Origin of the sequence: Nonomuraea sp. ATR24 (genome assembly GCF_041950485.1) — a bacterium.
Taxonomy (GTDB): Bacteria; Actinomycetota; Actinomycetes; order Streptosporangiales; family Streptosporangiaceae; genus Nonomuraea; species Nonomuraea ceibae.
In genome coordinates this window covers 295,782-313,740 of record NZ_JBGNUU010000004.1, presented here as the reverse complement: position 1 = coordinate 313,740, position 17,959 = coordinate 295,782, and the positions used below count along the sequence as shown (strand labels likewise).

At 70.4% G+C, this 17,959-nt stretch carries 12 protein-coding genes; 7 read left to right on the top strand and 5 right to left on the bottom strand.

Annotated features, from left to right (window positions below; translation table 11 throughout):
- Window positions 1-111: 111 nt before the first annotated feature.
- The gene (locus ACBI99_RS12385) at window positions 112-1,008 is read left to right on the top strand and encodes an NAD(P)-dependent oxidoreductase (RefSeq protein WP_375072333.1); all 897 of its coding nucleotides are present in this window, start codon (window positions 112-114) and stop codon (window positions 1,006-1,008) included.
- Between the two features lie 397 nt (window positions 1,009-1,405).
- Here the strand turns inward: ACBI99_RS12385 and ACBI99_RS12380 are convergent, their stop codons facing one another.
- Window positions 1,406-1,900, bottom strand: coding sequence for a GNAT family N-acetyltransferase (locus tag ACBI99_RS12380; protein ID WP_375072332.1), 495 nt, complete (start codon window positions 1,898-1,900; stop codon window positions 1,406-1,408).
- 71 nt (window positions 1,901-1,971) lie between these two features.
- On the bottom strand, window positions 1,972-2,520 hold the full coding sequence (locus ACBI99_RS12375) for a GNAT family N-acetyltransferase (protein ID WP_375072331.1): 549 nt from the start codon (window positions 2,518-2,520) through the stop codon (window positions 1,972-1,974).
- Window positions 2,521-3,244: 724 nt separating this feature from the next.
- Between ACBI99_RS12375 and ACBI99_RS12370 the strand changes: the two genes are divergently transcribed.
- The 6 genes from ACBI99_RS12370 to ACBI99_RS12345 all read left to right on the top strand — a co-directional run bounded on the left by ACBI99_RS12370 (window position 3,245) and on the right by ACBI99_RS12345 (window position 14,249).
- Window positions 3,245-5,542 (top strand): TIM-barrel domain-containing protein, encoded by a 2,298-nt coding sequence (locus ACBI99_RS12370; RefSeq protein ID WP_375072330.1) that lies wholly within the window; start codon window positions 3,245-3,247, stop codon window positions 5,540-5,542.
- On the top strand, window positions 5,539-6,840 hold the full coding sequence (locus tag ACBI99_RS12365) for an ABC transporter substrate-binding protein (RefSeq protein ID WP_375072329.1): 1,302 nt from the start codon (window positions 5,539-5,541) through the stop codon (window positions 6,838-6,840). The genes ACBI99_RS12370 and ACBI99_RS12365 overlap by 4 nt, the downstream gene beginning before the upstream one ends.
- Window positions 6,841-7,698, top strand: coding sequence for a carbohydrate ABC transporter permease (locus ACBI99_RS12360; RefSeq protein WP_375072328.1), 858 nt, complete (start codon window positions 6,841-6,843; stop codon window positions 7,696-7,698).
- Window positions 7,695-8,516, top strand: a complete 822-nt coding sequence (locus tag ACBI99_RS12355) for a carbohydrate ABC transporter permease (RefSeq protein WP_357584159.1) — start codon at window positions 7,695-7,697, stop codon at window positions 8,514-8,516. Before ACBI99_RS12360 ends, ACBI99_RS12355 begins: the two co-directional genes overlap by 4 nt.
- A 28-nt stretch (window positions 8,517-8,544) precedes the next feature.
- Complete coding sequence (locus ACBI99_RS12350) at window positions 8,545-11,418, top strand: glycoside hydrolase family 3 C-terminal domain-containing protein (RefSeq protein ID WP_375072327.1); 2,874 nt, start codon at window positions 8,545-8,547, stop codon at window positions 11,416-11,418.
- Window positions 11,419-11,579: 161 nt separating this feature from the next.
- On the top strand, window positions 11,580-14,249 hold the full coding sequence (locus ACBI99_RS12345) for a cellulose binding domain-containing protein (protein WP_375072326.1): 2,670 nt from the start codon (window positions 11,580-11,582) through the stop codon (window positions 14,247-14,249).
- Window positions 14,250-14,289: 40 nt separating this feature from the next.
- Here ACBI99_RS12345 and ACBI99_RS12340 read toward each other — a convergent pair whose 3' ends face one another.
- Genes ACBI99_RS12340 through ACBI99_RS12330 form a run of 3 tightly spaced genes read right to left on the bottom strand, consistent with a single transcriptional unit; the run spans window position 14,290 to window position 17,824 of the window.
- A complete protein-coding gene (locus tag ACBI99_RS12340) occupies window positions 14,290-15,219 on the bottom strand; it encodes a carbohydrate ABC transporter permease (protein ID WP_375072325.1) in 930 nt (309 codons plus the stop codon).
- On the bottom strand, window positions 15,216-16,187 hold the full coding sequence (locus ACBI99_RS12335; protein WP_219499890.1) for a sugar ABC transporter permease: 972 nt from the start codon (window positions 16,185-16,187) through the stop codon (window positions 15,216-15,218). The genes ACBI99_RS12340 and ACBI99_RS12335 overlap by 4 nt, the downstream gene beginning before the upstream one ends.
- On the bottom strand, window positions 16,184-17,824 hold the full coding sequence (locus tag ACBI99_RS12330; RefSeq protein ID WP_357584151.1) for an extracellular solute-binding protein: 1,641 nt from the start codon (window positions 17,822-17,824) through the stop codon (window positions 16,184-16,186). The genes ACBI99_RS12335 and ACBI99_RS12330 overlap by 4 nt, the downstream gene beginning before the upstream one ends.
- Between the last annotated feature and the right edge of the window lie 135 nt (window positions 17,825-17,959).

Sequence of the window (17,959 nt, the reverse complement as noted above, 5' to 3'; positions counted from 1 at the left end):
GCGATTTCCCCCGCCGGCGTGCTTTTGGAACTGCCTGAGCCAGTTCCACAAACGGCCGGAACCTGTAGTGTGGAACCGATTGAGATGGTTCCATTCGGGAAGGTGATGGAGATGGCCGATGTGACAGTGGTGGGCACGGGAGGCATGGGCGCGGCGATCGCCCGCAACCTCATCGGGGCCGGGCACCGGGTGGCGGTGTGGAACCGCGACCGGCGCAGGACGGCCCCGCTGGTCGAGGCGGGCGCCGTCGAGGTGGGACATCCGGGGGAGCTGTTCCTCTCCTCGCCCGTGGTGTTCTCGGTGCTCGCCGACGACGCGGCCGTACGCGAGGTGTTCCTCGACAGCGGCGCGCTGGAGGCGGCACCGGCGGGCGCGGTCCACGTGAACCTCGCCACGATCAGCCCCGCCCTCGCCGAGGACGCCGCCGGGCGGCACGCCGAGCACGGCGTCGGGTACGTGGCGGCGCCGATGTTCGGCGGGGTCGCGGTCGCCGAGGCCGCCAGGCTCAACGTCGTCACCGCGGGCGACCCCGCCCTGATCGACCGGGTGCGGCCGCTGCTGGACGCGATCAGCGCCCGCGTGTGGCAGGTCGGGACCGAGCCGAGGCAGGCGAACGTGGTCAAGGTCGCCGGCCAGGTGCTGATCGCCTCGGCGATCCAGTCGCTGTCCGAGGCGGTGGCGATCGCCGAACGGGGCGGGGTGGATGCCGCGACCGTGGTGGACCTGTTCACCGCCACGATCACGCCCGGTCCCGTTTACACGAACTACGGCCGGCTCATCGCCGCCGGGACGTTCCAGCCGGCCGGGTTCACCCCGGTGCTCGGCCGCAAGGACGTCGACCTCGCCCGCGCCCAGGCCGCCGCCACGGGGTTGCGCCTGCCGGTCGGCGACCTGCTCTCGGCGCTCCTGACCGAGGCGATCGAGGCCGGGCACGAGCGGGACGACTGGGCCTCGCTGGCCGACGTGCAACGCCACCGCGACCTGCCCGAGCCTGCCGCCGCCCGCTGACCACACGGCCGGGCCGGGGTCCTTCGGGTCCTTCGGGGGTCCTTGGGGTTTTCCCGGCCCTCCGGTCCACCCGGCCCTCCGGTCCACCCGGCCCTCCGGTCCACCCGGCCCTCCGGTCCACCCGGCCCTCCGGTCCACCCGGTCCTCCGGTCCACCCGGTCCTCCGGTCCACCCGGTCCTCCGGTTCTCCCGGCCCTTCGGGTCTTTCCGGTCTTCCCGGCCCTTGGGTCTTTCGGGTCCTTCGGTCGCCGGGCACTTGACCGGCGAACTCCCGCTGAGGCCCGCCGAGGGACCCCGCCCGCGCCGGAGGCTGACGATGACGCGGGCCGGAGCCTGCCACCAGCAGGACCGAGACCCCCGGCTGGGGCCTGCGGCTTGGGTGTCTACGGCCGGGGATCTACGGCTGGAGGTTGCGCTGGTACCAGGTGCCGGTCTTGCCGCTGAGGTCGCCCGGTCCGGCCGGGCCGACCGGGACGAACCCGGCCTTGGTCAACACCCTCTGGGACGCGACGTTGTCGTGCGAGCTGGCCGCCCGCAGCGTGCGCAGCCCGTGCCGGGTTGCGGCGATCCGGCACAGCTCCCGGACGGTCGCGGTCGCCACGCCGCGACCTGCGACCTGCTGTGCGACCCGATAGCCGAGTGTGGCGGTGCCGTCCTCGAAGTCGTACAGATTGAACCGGCCCAGCACCGGGCCGTCATCGGCGACGAGCACGTAGAAGGCGCTGATGCCGGCCTCCTGCTCGGCCAGCAAGGCGCTGTGCCGGTCGGCGAACCGGTCGAAGTACTCGTCGCCGCGATCCGGGACCGACAGGGCGAACCAGGCGCGGTTCGCCAGCTCGAAGGCCAGGACCGCCGAGGCGTGATCGGCATGCAACTGCTCCAGCTCGGGCACCGCCCAACCCTACCCAGACCGTGCGGTACCAGCCCTGGTCCCCGCATGTGCCGGTACGCCCCGGACGCGGCTCACACCGCAGGCAGGGACGGGTCGGGGGTCCAGGGGGTCGGTGCGGTGATGGACCACCGTTCGTGGTCGCGCCAGGCGCCGTCGATGTAAAGGTATTCGGGGGACAGCCCTTCATAACGGAAGCCCAGACGCTGAGCGAGGGCCAGGGACGCCTTGTTGCCCGGCTGGATGTTGGCCTCCAGCCGGTGCAGCCGCAGCTCGGTGAAGGCGTACCGCAGCGCCGCCTTGAGCCCTTCGGTCATGTACCCCTTCCCGGCGTACGGAACAAAGGCCGCATACCCAAGGGACGCGCCCTGGTAGCGGCCCCGGATGATCGAGTTGATGTTGACCATGCCGGCCGTCTCCCCGTTCTCCCGGACGCGGATCAGGAGGCCCAGGTTCGTGCCGTCATCGAAGCGGCGCATCCACGCCTGGAAGTCCTCGGGGGTGGCGGGCAACTGCATGTAGGGCCCGTGCAGCTCGGCGCTGGCCTGCACGAGGGAGCAGAGCTCGTCCTGATCGGAGAGAGTGAGCGGGCGCAATTCCACCCGTGATGGCATTTCGGACATGTGGCAACGTTAGGGCGTGCCCGGGGGTTTCCGCTCCCGGTTGTGCACCCCTTCTGGCCATCCCCCCTCGCCCTGGTGACCGGACCTCGCGCTTCCGGTGCTGCGCTTCGGCCACGCGCTCCCTGTGCGGTGCCTTCCACCCCGGCCCCCCGGCCCTCGGTCCCCGGCCTCCGGTGTCGGGCCTCCGGTTCCCGGCCCTCAGCTTCCCGTCCCCGGTTCGGCCCTTAGTCTGGCCGTGGTCCGGCCCCCACCCGCCTTACGCCCTGGTCCCGCGTCTTCCGGCCGAGTGCCGCGACCTCCCGGCCCGCCCCCGCCTCCGACCGTGTCCCGGGCCCGGCCCCCAGCCCGCCTGCCTCTAGCCCGCCCCGCCTCCAGCTCGCACCTGCGGCTTGCGTCTCCACGGTCAAGCGCCCTCCGCCCGGCACTCCCTACCGCCCAACTTCCCGCCCCGCGCAACCCCCGGGGGTGCAGGGGGCCGGGAGGCCCCTTGCCAGGGGGTGTGGGGGGCTGGGCCCCCACTGAGAGGAGTCCGAGCAGGCGAACGCGCGGAGCGCGCCACGGGCGAGGCCCTTGCCCTACGCCCACGGGCGAAGCGCCCCCGCCAAGGGCCCGGACCCTTGTCCTGAGCCGAGTTGGGATGGGGAGTAAACGAATTACCCGTTGACCTTTGTTGGTATGGACAGCAAACTAATTCAGGAGTTTCGCACCCCTTGAAGGAGCATCCATGCCCTATCGCCCGCCCCTGGTCGCGCATGAGTACTTCGTGGCCGACCCGCCCGAGCTGCCGGTCCGCGCGCACGGCGAGGGAGGGCTGTCCGCGTTGACCGCCGCCGAGCTGGTGGCCGCCGACGGCGCGGGGGTGATGCTGAAGGCGGTCACCACGGCAGAGGAGACGCTGGTCGTGCAGGTGGGCGTGGCCGGTGAGGGCGTGATCCGGGTACGGCTGAGCGAGGACGCCGATGCCCGGCCCCGGTCGGAGCGGGCGATCGCGCTGGTGCGGCCGGGCACGTTCGCGGGGGCGCGGGCGGAGAGCACGGCCGACGGGCGGATCGTGGTGGACGCGGGGTCGCTGCGGGCGGAGATCCGGTTGGCGCCGTGGGAGCTGCGGTTCACGGATGCCGCCGGGGTCACGCTGGTCGAGCAGGACCGGGGCCATGTGGACATCAGCGGACGGATGCGGACGCTGCCGTTCGGGCGGTCGTCGGCGGGCGGCGGGCCGGTGGCCTATCACGAGAGTTTCGTCGCCGCGCCCGATGAGGCGTTCGCCGGGTTCGGGGAGTCGTTCGCGCGGCTGGACAAGCGCGGGCAGCGGCCGGTGATGTGGAACTTCGACGCGTTCGGCGCCGAGTCGCAGCGCGCCTACAAGAACGTGCCGCTCTATCTGTCGAGCCGGGGCTACGGGGTGCTGGTGGACAGCGGCGCGCCGACGGAGTTCGACGTGTGCCAGTCGACGCACAGCGCCGTGCAGATCGTGGTGCCGGACGACGTGCTGGACTACTACGTGATCGCCGGGCCGACGCCGCCGGAGGTGCTGGAGCGCTACGACCGGCTGACGTGCCGGCCGGAGCTGCCGCCGAAGTGGGCGTTCGGCACCTGGATCTCCTCGGGCTTCTGCGTCGACAGCCAGGAGCGGGTGCTGGCCAGGGCGCGGACGATCCGGGAGCGCGGGATCCCGTGTGATGTGCTGCATCTGGACACCTACTGGCAGGCCGACGGGCACTGGTCGGATCTGCGCTGGGACCCGGTGAACTTCCCGGATCCGGCGGCGATGCTGGCGGAGCTGGACGGGATGGGGTTCAAGGTCTGTCTGTGGATGAACCCGTACATCTCCCACCTGAGCCCCGCGTTCGCAGAAGCCGCTAACGCGGGATATTTCCTGAAAAATGGGGCGGGGGAGGCGTACGTCGCCGACACCTGGCACGGATCGTTCCCCGCCTGCGGCATCCTCGACCTGACCCGCCCCGCCGCGAAACGCTGGTTCCAGGACCGGCTCCGGGCGCTGCTGCGCCAGGGCGTGCAGGCGTTCAAGACGGACTTCGCCGAGGGTGTGCCCGCCGACGCCGTCGCCTACAACGGCATGACCGGCACCGACCTGCACAACGTCTACACGCTGCTGTTCAACGACGCGGTCGCCGAGGTGACCCGGGAGGTGCACGGGCACGGCCTGGTGTGGGCGCGCTCGTCGTTCCTGGGCGGGCAGCGGCACAGCGCCCAGTGGAGCGGCGACACGTACACGAGCTATGCCGCGATGGGCAGCACGATCCGGGGCGGGCTGGCGCACGGGCTGTCCGGGGTGCCGTTCTGGAGCCATGACGCCGGCGGGTTCACCGGGAGGCCGAGCGACGACCTGTTCGTGCGGTGGACGCAGTTCGGCGCGCTGTCGCCGCTGGTGCGGCTGCACGGCACGACGACGCGGGAGCCGTGGGAGTTCCCGGCCGTCGAGGAGCAGGCGGTCGACGCGCTGAGGCTGCGCTACCGGCTGATGCCGTACCTCTACTCGGCGGCCGTCGAGGCGGCGCGGACGGGAGCGCCGATGATGCGCGCGCTCTGCGTGGACCACCCGAAGGACCCGGTCGCCTGGCAGGCCGATCTGGAGTACCTGCTGGGGCGGGACCTGCTGGTCGCGCCGATGACCTCGCCCGGCGGCACGCGGGACGTCTACCTGCCGGATGGAGAGTGGGTGGACTACTGGACCGGCGAGACGCACGGCGGCAGGCGGTACGTGCGCGTGACGAAGCCGCTGGAGCAGATCCCGCTGTACGTGCGGCGCGGCGCGCTCGTCCCGATCGCCGAACCGGGCGAGACCGTGACGACGCCGGACACGATCACGCTGGTCGCCTTCGGGGGCGGCGACTGCCGGATGCGGATCCACGACACCGACGGCGAGACCGCCGTCGTGGCCACCCGGGACGGCGACACGCTGCGCGTGACCGTCACCGGGCCGAAACGGGTCGCCGCCGTCGAGTTCGCCCCGGTGGCGGGCGCTCCCGGCAGGGCCGTCATCACCCAGGAGGGACCATGATCAGGAAGACTGGCGTGGCGGCGCTGGTGGCCGTGACGCTCGCGCTGTCGGCGTGCGGTGGTGGCGGCGGTGAGCCGGCGGCCGACCCGGGTCAGCCGCGCGTGCTCAAGCTCTGGCACTACGAGGCCGCCGAGAGCGCGATGGGCAAGGCGTGGGCCGAGGCGATCAAGAAGTTCGAGGCCACGCACCCGGGCGTCAAGGTGCGGTTCGAGGAGAAGAGCTTCGAGCAGATCCAGAAGACGGCGAGCATGGTGCTCAACTCCGACGAGGCGCCCGACCTCATGGAGTACAACAAGGGCAACGCCACCGCCGGCCTGCTGTCCAAGCAGGGCCTCATCGCCGACATGAGCGAGGAGGTGACCAAGCGCGGCTGGGACAAGCTGCTGCCGGGCGGCCTGGCGACCACGGCCCGCTACGACGACCGGGGCGTGATGGGCTCCGGCAACTGGTACGGGCTGCCCAACTACGGCGAGTTCGTGATGGTCTACTACAACAAGGACCTGTTCGAGAAGCACAAGGTCGAGGTCCCGGCGACGTACGAGGAGTTCACGGCCGCGCTGGACGCCTTCGTCAAGGCCGGCGTGACCCCGGTGTCGCTGGCGGGCGCCGAGTACCCGGCCCAGCAGATCGTCTACCAGCTCGCCCTCAGCAAGGCGGACCGCGCCTGGGTCGACGCGTACCAGTCCTACCAGGGCAAGGTCGACTTCCAGGGCCCGGAGCTCACGTACGGGGCGACGACGTTCGCCGACTGGGTGAAGAAGGGGTACGTCGACGAGAAGGCGTCCGGGCTGAAGGCCGAGGACATGGGCGTGGCGTTCATGAAGGGCGACTTCCCGATCATGATCAGCGGGAGCTGGTGGTACGGCCGGGTCGCCGAGGAGGCCAAGGGGTTCGAGTGGGGCCACTTCCTGTTCCCCGGCTCGACGATGGCGCCCGGCTCCAGCGGCAACCTGTGGGTGGTGCCGGAGAAGTCGGCGAACAAGGACCTGGCCTACGACTTCATCGACATCACGATGAGCAAGGAGATCCAGAACCTGCTCGGCAACTCGGGCGGCGTCCCGGTCGCGGCCGACCCGGCGGCGATCACCGACCCGAAGAGCAAGGAGCTCATCGAGACGTTCAACAAGCTGACGGCGGCCGACGGGCTGGCCTTCTACCCCGACTGGCCCGCGCCCGGCTACTACGACGTCCTGGTCGCCGGCACGCAGCAGCTCATCAACGGCGCCAAGTCGCCGGCCGAGGTGCTGACCGAGATCGCCGGGCCGTACGAGGACAACCTCGCCGACCTCGGCAACTGAATGAGAAGGAGAGGCTACTGGCCCTACCTGGCGCCCAGCCTGCTGCTGTTCCTGGGCGTCATCGTGGTGCCGTTCCTGATGAACCTGGGCGTGAGCTTCACCCGCTGGTCGGGGGTGGGCACGCCCAGGTGGGTCGGCCTGGACAACTACGCCAGGCTGCTGGAGGACGAGCGCTTCTGGCTCTCGTTCCGGAACAACGTCGCGCTCATCGTGGCCATGGCGATCGTGCCCACGGTGATCGGCCTGGTGCTGGCCGCCGCGCTGTTCGACTACGTCGGCAAGCGGTTCGGGACGCGGACGGCGGCGGCGCTGCGGGCCATGTACTACCTGCCGCAGGTGCTGCCGGTCGCGGTGGCGGGCGTGGTGTGGGGCTGGATGCTGCACCCGTCGTACGGGGCGGTCAACCGGGCGTTCGGGCTGGAGCTCGACTGGCTGGGCGATCCCGATCTGGCGCTGGCGACGGTGATGGCGGTCATGGTCTGGTTCCAGCTCGGCTACCCCGTGGTGATCTTCATGGCGGGGTTGCAGCGCGTGGACCCGGCCTACTACGAGGCGGCCGAGCTCGACGGGGCGTCCTGGTGGCGCCGGGTGTGGCACATCACGGTGCCGCAGATCCGGCCGGAGATCTTCGTGGTGCTGCTGACGTGCACGATCGCCGCGCTGAAGGTGTTCGGGCCGATCTTCGTGCTCACGCGCGGCGGGCCGGGCAACGCCACGATGGTGCCGTCGTACTTCTCGTACCTGAACTTCTTCCAGAAGAGCAACGTCGGGTACGGGTCGGCCATCGCCACGGTGCTGGCGCTGATCATCGTCGTGGTGACGTTCCTGTTCCTGCGCGTGCAGGAGCGTGAGCGATGAGGGGGCCGGGGCGCTGGGCGGTGCTCGCGGCGCTGGTCGTGCTGGCCGTGGTCATGGTGTTCCCGTTCCTGGTCGTGGCGCTCAACGCGGTCAAGTCGCCGGAGGAGTACAGCTCGGAGGGGCCGCTGAGCCTGCCCGGCGGCCTCCACCTCCAGGGCGTCGTGGACTTCTGGGAGCGGGTGGACTTCGGCGAGAAGCTCGTCAACAGCCTGCTGATCAGCGGCTCGGTGGCGGTGCTGGCGGTGGTGCTGTCGGTGCTCAACGCGTACGCGCTCGGCATCGGGCGGGTGCGCGGCCGGCTGTCGATCCTGGTGCTGTTCCTGGTGGCGAACACGCTGCCGCAGGAGGCGCTCGCCTACCCGCTCTACTACCTGGCCAAGGAGCTCGGGCTTTACGACACCCGGCTGTCGATGATCATCATCTTCACCGTGATCCAGGCGGCCTTCGGGACGTACCTGCTCAGCGCGGTGCTGGGCCAGTTCCCGAAGGAGATCCTGGAGGCGGCGGAGATCGACGGCGCGGGGCGGTTCCGGGCGCTGACCCGGATCGTGGTGCCGATCAGCCGGCCGACGCTGAGCGTGCTGATGATCTTCTTCTTCATCTGGACGTGGAACGAGTTCTTCCTCCCGCTGATCTTCCTGATCTCCAACGACAACCAGACGGTGCCGGTGGCGCTCGGCGTGCTGCAGGGGGAGCGGTACATGGACGCGACCATGTCCAGCGCCTCCGCCCTGCTGGGCATCGTCCCGGCCGTCGCGTTCTTCCTGATCTTCCAGCGCACGCTCACCCGAGGCATCACGGTCGGCGCCGTGAAGTGAGCCTCCCATTCCCGAGGAGACACCCCCCATGTCCTTACGGTTACTCACCGCGGCCGTGCTGGCCGCCTCGCTGCTCACCGCGCCGGCCGCGCACGCGACGGCCGAGCCCGCCTTCCGCGACCCGGGGCTGCCGCTGGAGCAGCGGGTGGCCGACCTGCTTGGCCGGCTCACGCTCCCGGAGAAGCTCGGCATGCTGCACCAGTCGCAGCCGGCCATCCCCAGGCTGGGCATCCCGTACCACAAGAACGGGACCGAGGCGCTGCACGGCGTCGCCTGGTCCAACCACCGCGACGACAACTGGAACATGAAGCTCGCGAGCGGGACCGTGTTCCCGCAGGCCGTGGGCCTGGCCAGCACCTGGGACCCGGCGCTGGTCAAGCGGGTCGGCGACGCCGTGGGCGACGAGGCGCGCGGCCACAACGCGCTCGACCCGGTCCTGTGGGGGCTGCAACTGTGGGCGCCCGTCGTGGACCCGCTGCGCGACCCGCGCGCCGGCCGCAACGAGGAGGGCTATTCGGAGGACCCGCTGCTCAGCGGCACGATGGCCACCGCCTACGGCAAGGGCCTCCAGGGTGACGACCCGTTCTACCTCAAGACCGCGCCCGTGCTGAAGCACTATCTGGGCTACAACAACGAGACCGACCGCAGCCTGACCTCGTCCAACCTGACGCCCCGGCTCAAGCGCGAATACTACGAGCAGCCGTTCAGGCAGGCGATCTCGGCCGACGCCGCGACCGGCGTGATGGCCTCCTACAACCTGGTCAACGGCCGCCCCAACCACGTCAACCGGGACCTGGACGAGGTCGTCCGCTCCTGGACGGACCGGACGCTCTACAACGTGAGCGACGCATGGGGGCCGCACGCGCTCACCGACCCGGAGAAGTACTTCGACGACAAGCCGGAGGCGTTCGCCGCCGTGCTCAAGTCGGGCCAGGACAGCTTCACCATCGACGGCGCCGACTCCGGGCCGCTGGTCGAGAACCTGACGATCGCGCTGGAGCGGGGCCTCATCACCGAGGCCGACGTGGACCGGGCGGTGGGGCACGCGCTGTCGGTGCGGTTCCGGCTCGGCCACTTCGACCCGGACGGCGGCCCGTACCGGGACATCGGTCCCGAGGTGATCGACAGTGCCGAGCACCGGCGGCTGAACCGGGAGGCCGCGGGCAAGGCGGCGGTGCTCCTGCGCAACTCCGGCGTGCTGCCGCTGCGCGACCCCGGCTCGGCGGCCGTGGTGGGACCGCTGGCCGGCAAGCTGTACGGCGACTGGTACGCGGGCAGCATGCCGTACCAGGTGACGCCGCTCGACGGGATCAAGGAGCGCGTCAAGGACGTGACCACCGCCCAGGGCCTGGAGCGGATCGCCCTCAAGCACCTCGGCTCCGGCAAGTACGTCACCGCGACGGCGGGCAACACCGCGCTGGCCGACACCACGCCCACGGCCGCCTCGCAGTGGGACCTCACCGACTGGGTGAGCGGCGTCTCCACGCTGCGCAACGCCGGCAACGGCAAGCTGCTCGGCGGCAACTGGCGCTCGCTCGACACCGACGACGACGAGCCCAACGGCTGGTACGTCCAGCAGCAGTTCGCGCTGGAGAAGCAGGCCGACGGCAGCCATCTCGTCCGTTACGCCGGGTTCGAGAGCGTGGAGAGCTGGTACGGGCTGCGCGACCCGTACGTGACCGTCAACGCCGACGGGACGCTCGGCCTGGCCCCCAAGGCGCAGGCGGCGCGCTTCACCAAGGAGATCGTCTCCGACGGCGTCGCCGAGGCCGCCGAGCGGGCCCGCAAGGCCGACGTGGCCGTGGTGGTCGTCGGCAGCCACCCGTGGGTGCACGGCCGCGAGTTCCACGACCGCGACGACCTCCGGCTCGGCGAGGGGCAGCTCCGGCTCGTCAAGGCCGTGCGCGCGGCCAACCCGAGGACGGTCGTGGTGCTGGAGACCAGCTACCCGGTGATCGTGGACGCCCCGACGCTGCTGTGGACCACGCACGCCGGCGCCGAGACCGGGCACGCCGTGGCCGACGTGCTCTTCGGCGACGTCAACCCGGCCGGGCGGCTCACCCAGACCTGGTACGCCACCGACGACCTGCCGAGCATCCTGGACTACGACCTGGCCAAGACCGGCATGACGTACCTGTATCACCGGGGCGGCGAGCTCTACCCGTTCGGCCACGGCCTCAGCTACACCACGTTCGGCTACCAGGGGCTGCGGGTGCGCGGTGACGAGGTGAGCGTCAAGGTCACCAACACCGGCGACGTGGCGGGCGAGGAGGTCGTCCAGCTCTACACCCGCCAGCGCGCGTCGCGGTTCGACCAGCCGGTCAAGCGGCTGCGCGGCTTCGAGCGGATCGCGCTGGCGCCGGGCGAGTCGCGTACCGTCACCTTCCGGCTCGCGCGGGCGGACCTGGCCGTGTGGGATCACACGCGGGAGCGGTGGGCCGTCGAGTCCGCCACCCACGACGTGCTGGTCGGCTCCTCGTCCGACCGGATCCGCCAGCGGGCCACGCTGCGTGTCAAGGGGGAGACGATCCCGCCGAGGGATTTGTCGCGGACGACCCGGGCGATGAACTTCGACGACTACTCGGGCGTCGCGTTCGCCGACGAGAACAAGGTCGCCGGTGACGTCGTCGCGGGCTCCTCCGGCGACTGGATCTCCTTCACCGACGCCGTGTACGGGGGCGCGCTGACGGCCGGCGTCGCGTCGGTCGCGGGCGGCTCGATCGAGGTGCGGCGCGGCTCCCCGGCCGGCGCCCTGCTCGCCACCGTCACGGTCCCGGCGACGGGCGGCGTGTACGCGTGGGGCACGGCCACGGCGTCGCTCAAGGCGGGGAAGGGCGATCTGTACCTGGTGTTCCAGGGTGACGTCCGATTGCGAGACGTGGCATTTAAGTTCGTTGATTAACCAAACTATTGACCTCGATCGCCGCCTGTGTGAGCCTCTGTGGTAGCTCATGCGCGCGAGGCGCGGCGACGGTCAGGGTCCTGCAACCTGGTTCGTGCATGGCGCTCTGTCTGTTCGTCCTCGGGTGCGCTTCCGGCGTGCCCGGAAAGGGAGAGCCGCTCATGCGAAAGGCATTGCTCAGCCTGATCGCGATCACCGCCGTGCTGATGGTCACGGCGGTGGTCCGGATGGCGCCGGTCTCCGCCGTGTCGGCGGACCCGTACACCTACAAGAACGTCAGGATCGACGGCGGCGGGTTCGTGCCCGGCGTCCTGTTCAACCCCGGCGAACGCGACCTGATCTACGCCCGCACCGACATCGGTGGCGCCTACCGCTGGAACCAGTCCACCAGGTCGTGGAAGCCGCTGCTCGACTGGGTCGGCTGGGACAGGTGGGGCTGGAACGGCGTGGTCAGCATGGCCGCCGACCCGGTCGACACCGACCGGGTCTACGCCGCCGTCGGCATGTACACCAACGACTGGGACCCCGGCAACGGGGCCGTCCTCCGCTCCACCGACAAGGGCGACTCCTGGCAGGCCGCCGAGCTGCCGTTCAAGCTCGGCGGCAACATGCCCGGGCGCGGCATGGGCGAGGCGCTGGCCGTCGACCCGAACAAGAACAGCGTCCTGTACCTCGGCACGCCCAACGGCAACGGCCTGTGGCGCAGCACCGACCACGGCGCGACCTGGGCGAAGGTGGCGAGCTTCCCCAACCCCGGCGACTACGCCCAGGACCCGGACGACCCCAACGGCTACCTCAGCCACCGGCCCGGCGTCGTCTGGGTGACCTACGACCCGCGCTCCTCGTCGCCGGGCAGCGCCACCCGGACGATCTACGTGGGCGTCGCCGACAAGGACAACACCGTCTACCGCACCACCGACGCCGGGGCCACCTGGGAGCGGCTGGCCGGGCAGCCGACCGGCTACATCGCGCACAAGGGCGTGCTCGACACCGAGAACGGCCACCTGTTCGTCGCCACCAGCGACACCGGCGGCCCGTACGACGGCGCCAAGGGCGACGTGTGGCGGTACGCGACCGCGACCGGCACGTGGACGCAGGTCAGCCCGGTGCCGTCGGCGAGCGCCGACGACTACTTCGGCTACAGCGGCCTCACCCTCGACCGGCAGGACCCGGGCACGCTCATGGTCGCCACGCAGATCTCCTGGTGGCCCGACGTGATCTTCTTCAGGAGCACCGACTCGGGCGCCACCTGGACCCGCGTGTGGGACTGGACCTCGTACCCGAACCGTAGTTTCCGCTACAAGATGGACATCGCCGAGGTGCCGTGGCTGACGTTCGGCACCAACCCGCAGCCGCCGGAGGTCACGCCCAAGCTCGGCTGGATGACCGAATCGCTGGAGATCGACCCGTTCGACTCCGACAGGATGATGTACGGCACCGGCGCGACCATCTACGGCACCGAGGACCTCACCCGGTGGGACTCCGGCGGCCAGTTCACGATCAGGCCGATGGTCCGGGGCCTGGAGGAGACCGCGGTCCTCGACCTGGTCAGCCCGCCGACCGGCGCGCCGCTGGTCAGCGCGCTGGGCGACCTCGGCGGCTTCCGCCACACGGACCTGGACGCGGTGCCGCCGATGATGTTCACCTCGCCCGGGTTCACCTCGACCACCAGCCTCGACTACGCCGAGAAGAACCCGGCCGTCATGGTCAGGGCCGGCAACTTCACCGACGCCGACCGGCCGAACGACAGCCACGTCGCCTTCTCCACCGACGGCGGCGCGAACTGGTTCCAGGGCGGCGAGCCGGGCGGGATCAACGAGGGCGGCACGGTCGCGGCGGCGGCCGACGGCTCCCGGTTCGTGTGGGCGCCCAAGGGCGTCGCCCCGCACTACTCCGTCGGCTACGGCACCTCCTGGCAGCAGGCGCGGGGCCTGCCCACGGGCGCGATCGTCGAGTCGGACCGGGTGAACCCGATGAAGTTCTACGGCTTCGCCGCCGGCCGCTTCTACGTCAGCACCGACGGCGGCGCGAGCTTCACCGCCACGGCCGCGACCGGGCTGCCCGCCGAGGGCAACACCCATTTCAAGGCGCTGCCGGGCAGGGAGGGCGACGTCTGGCTGGCCGGCGGGACGGGCCTGTTCCACTCGACCGACAGCGGCGCCTCCTTCACCAAGCTGCCCGGCATCACGTCGGCGGTGAACGTCGGCTTCGGCAAGGCCGCGCCCGGCGCCACCTACCAGGCCCTGTACGCGGTGGCGACCGTCGGCGGCGTCACGGGCCTCTACCGGTCCGACGACGCGGGCTCGTCCTGGGTGCGCATCAACGACGACGAGCACCAGTGGGGCAACATGGGCGAGGCCCTGACAGGCGACCCGCGCGTGTACGGGCGCGTCTACCTGGGCACCAACGGCCGGGGCATCATCTACGGCGACCGCACCGGCCCCGAGCCGACGATCACCCCCACGGCCACGGTCACCCCGACGGCCACGGTCACGCCCACGGCGACGGTCACCCCGACCACCGACAAGGCGTGCACCGCCACCTACCAGCCCGGCAACCAGTGGCCGGGCGGCTTCCAGGCGGGCGTGACGGTCAAGAACACCGGCGCCTCGGCCGTCTCCGGCTGGAAGGTCACCTGGACCTTCCCCGGCGACCAGCACATCACCCAGCTCTGGAACGGCTCCCACACCCAGACGGGCGCCGCGGTGAGCGTGACCGACGCCGGTTACAACGGCGCCGTCCAGCCGGGCGCGAGCACGTCGTTCGGCTTCACCGGCGGCCACTCCGGGAGCAACACCCCGCCCGCCACGCTCACCTGCGCGGCGAGCTGACCTGACGCGAGGGGGCGGCGTGCGGGCCGCCCCCTCGCGCTCAGCCCTTGATCGCCCCCACGATCACGCCCTTGGTGAAGTGGCGCTGCACGAACGGGTAGATGATCAGCGCCGGGACCACCGCGATCACCACGATCGCCATCTTGATCGCCAGCGTCGGGGGAGCGTCGTGCCCCATGCCGCTCACGCCCAGCGTCGCGGTGGGCAGCGGGTTGGAGTCGACCACGTACTGCCGCAGGATGAGCGCCAGCGGCCACTTGCGCGTGTCGTCGATGTAGAGCATCGCGTTGAACCACGCGTTCCAGTAGCCGACCGCGTAGAACAGGCCGACGACCGCCGTGACCGCCTTGGACATGGGCAGCACGATCCGCCACAGGATGCGGAACTCGCCGGCCCCGTCGATCCGCGCGCTGTCCATGATCTCGCCGGGGATGTTCATGAAGAACGCCCGCAGCACCACGACGTTGAACGCGGACACGGCCGTCGGCAGGATGAGCGACCAGTAGCTGTCCTTCAGCCCGAGCCCGCTGACCATCAGGTAGACGGGGATGATGCCGGGGAAGAACACGAACATCAGCAGCACGCTGAACAGCAGCGGCCGGTGCGCGAACGAGCCGGGCCGCGACAGCGAGTACGCGCCCAGCACGCTGACGCCCAGGCTGATGGCGGTGCCGCCGACGGTCACGAGCGTGCTCACCAGGACGGCCCGGCTGACCACCGAATCCGAAAATATTTGGATATAGGCGTCGAAATGGATGCCTTCGGGCACCAGGACCAGCCCGCCCACCCGGTTCACGGTCGCCGCCGAGCTCAGGCTCGTCAGCACGATCGTGTAGAGCGGGAACAGCACGGCCAGCACGATCAGCGTGAGCAGCGTTCCCTTGCCGACCCGGCCCGCGGGGGAGGGCGCCTCCTCCCACGCCGCCAGCCCGGCGGGCTTCCTGCCCCGCCTCGTCGCCAAGAGCGTCATGACTTCGAATACACCCCTCGCTCGCCGAACGCGTGGGCCACCCGGTTCGCCGCCAGGATCAGCAGCAGCCCGACCAGCCCCTTGAACAACCCGGCGGCCGCGCCGTACCCGAGGTCGCCGGTGCGCAGGCCGGACCAGTAGACGAAGGTGTCGAACACCTCCGACGCCTCGCTCCCGACGGCGCTGCGCTGCAGCATGAACTGCTCGAACCCGACGTTCAGCGCGTCGCCCAGGCGCAGGATCAGCAGCAGGATGATGACCGGGCGCAGCCCGGGCAGCGTGATGTGCCACATCCGGCGCCACCGCTTGGCGCCGTCGACCGCCGCGGCCTCGTACAGGCTCGGGCTGATCGTGCTGAGCGCGGCCAGGAAGATGATCGCGCCCCAGCCCGCGTCCTTCCAGATCGTCTGGGACGTCAGCAGCAGGATGAACGTGTCGGAGTTCGTCATCCAGTCGACGCCCTCGTGGCCCCGCTCGCGCAGGAGCTGCGACAGCAGCCCGGCCCCGCCGAACATCTGCTGGAAGATGGCCACGACCAGCACCCAGGAGAAGAAGTACGGCATGTAGACGACGCCCTGCACGAACGCCCGCAGCCGGGCCGAGACCACGCTGTTGAGCAGCAGCGCCAGCATGATCGGCACCGGGAAGTAGAACACGAGCTGGAACGCGGTGATCGCCAGCGTGTTCACCATCGCGCGCAGGAACTGCGGATCCTCGAAGAGCAGCGCGAAGTTCGTGAACCCGATGACCGGGCTGCCCAGGATGCCGTCGGTGTAGGGGTTGTAGTCCTGGAAGGCGATGACGTTGCCGAGCGCCGGGATCCACCAGAAGGCCAGGACGACCAGCAGCATCGGCAGGTTCATCAGGACCAGTGGCCAGTCCCTGCGCAGCTTGGCCCGCCAGGTCAGCTCCTTGCCGGGCCTGGCGGCCCGCCTCCGGCGTGGCGTGGCGGCGGTCGCGGAGATCACAGCCTGCCGTTCTCCCGGGCGACCTTGCTGTAGAAGTCCCTGGCCTCGTTGCCGCCCTGGTCCTGCCATTCCTTCACGATCTGCTTCCACTCGGAGACCGGCCGCTTGCCTCGGTAGATCTCGTTGAGCTTGTCCTCGGTCGGCTGCGCGAGTGCGGCCATCTTCGACGGCACCTCGACGCGGAGGCCGACGAACGGGTCGTTCTCCAGGTGCTTGGAGGCGGCGGTCTGCCACTCCCACATCGCCTGGACGTAGCCGGGGTACTGGCTCTGCGAGGTGGCGCCGGGCCGGCCCGACAGGAACAGGTAGGTGGGCGCGACCTCCTTGCGCCCGAGCGCGGTGGGCGTGACCTTGCCGTCCTTGACGTCGTAGTGCTTGCCCTCGACGCCGTTGTTGACCAGCTCGTACTCCTGGGTGCCGAACGGGGCCGAACACCAGTTGGCCAGCCCGAGCAGCTCGCGGGTGCGCGCGTCGCCGAGGCCCTTCTTGATGAAGGTGAACATGCCGGCGGGCTCGTTGCGCCACACCATGATCTTGCCGCCCGGCTTGGCCGGGTAGGGGGCGACCGCCCGCATGTCGAACTTGGGGTTGTCCGGCAGGAAGCGGCCCAGCGCCTCGTGCCAGGAGCCGGGGCCGTCCTTGTAGATGACGAGCTGGCCGCTGCCGAAGGGCGCCTTCTGGTCGGCGTCCTTGTTGGCCACGACGTCCGGGTGCACCCAGCCGCTCTCGAAGAGCTTGGTGACGAACTCGACGGAGGCGGCGAACTCGTCGGTCTCGTACTTGTACACCAGCTTGCCGCCGACGTTGCGCCACTCGCGCGGGGAGTCGAAGGCGCGCTGGATCTCCTGGTCGACGGCGCCGAACGCCCAGCGCTTCTTCTTCGGGTCGGTCAGCTCCTTGCCGAGCACGAGCAGGTCGTCGGCGCTCTTGGGCTGCGCCAGGCCGAGCTCGTCGAGGATGTCCTGGCGGACGAACGTGGCGAGCGCGTACGGGTCGTTCTGCCACGGGATGCCCTGGAGGACGCCGCCGAACACGCCGTAGTGCCAGGCGGCGGTGTCGTAGTTGGCCAGCAGCGGGAACTCCTTGGCCTTGTCCCCGGCCAGGTAGGGCGACAGGTCGGCGAAGAGCTTGTTGGCGGCCTCGGTGAAGTGCGCGATCGTGATGAGGTTCCAGCCGGGGATCTGCATCATGTCGGGGACGTCGCCGCTGGCCAGGAGGGTGTTCAATTTCTGTACGTACGTGTTGCCGTCGGAGATGTTGAACCGGACGGTGCCGCCGAGCCGTTCGTTGACGGTCTCGTAGTAGGAGTTGTCGCCGAGCCCCGGAGGGACCGTGCCCCACAGCGGCGTCATCGCCGTCACCTCCTTGCCGCTGGTCAGCGGCGTGGCCGTGACCGCCCGCACCATCTGGGCCGGCCGGGTGACGAAGCCTGGGTAGACGAACTCGGAGCCCGGCAGGTCGGGCGTGAGGCCGGGGATCTCGAACGGGATCCGGTTCGGCACCAGGCTCTTGAGCTTGTCCGCGGCCACGGCCGTGCCTTTGGACAGCTCGCGCTTCTCCGCGCAGCCGGTGGTCGCCGCCAGGACGCCCGCACCTACCAGGCCGAGAAACCCGCGACGGGTCGTCTGAGGTGACATGGCTCGGTCCCTTCTCTGAGTGGGGATGGCCTCGAGAAAATTAGTTGGTATTTCGACCAAACAAATTAGTAGACTGTGACCGTACCCACAAGGGAGCGTCACGGTCACAGGTTGGTGAAGGGAGCCCGCGATGCG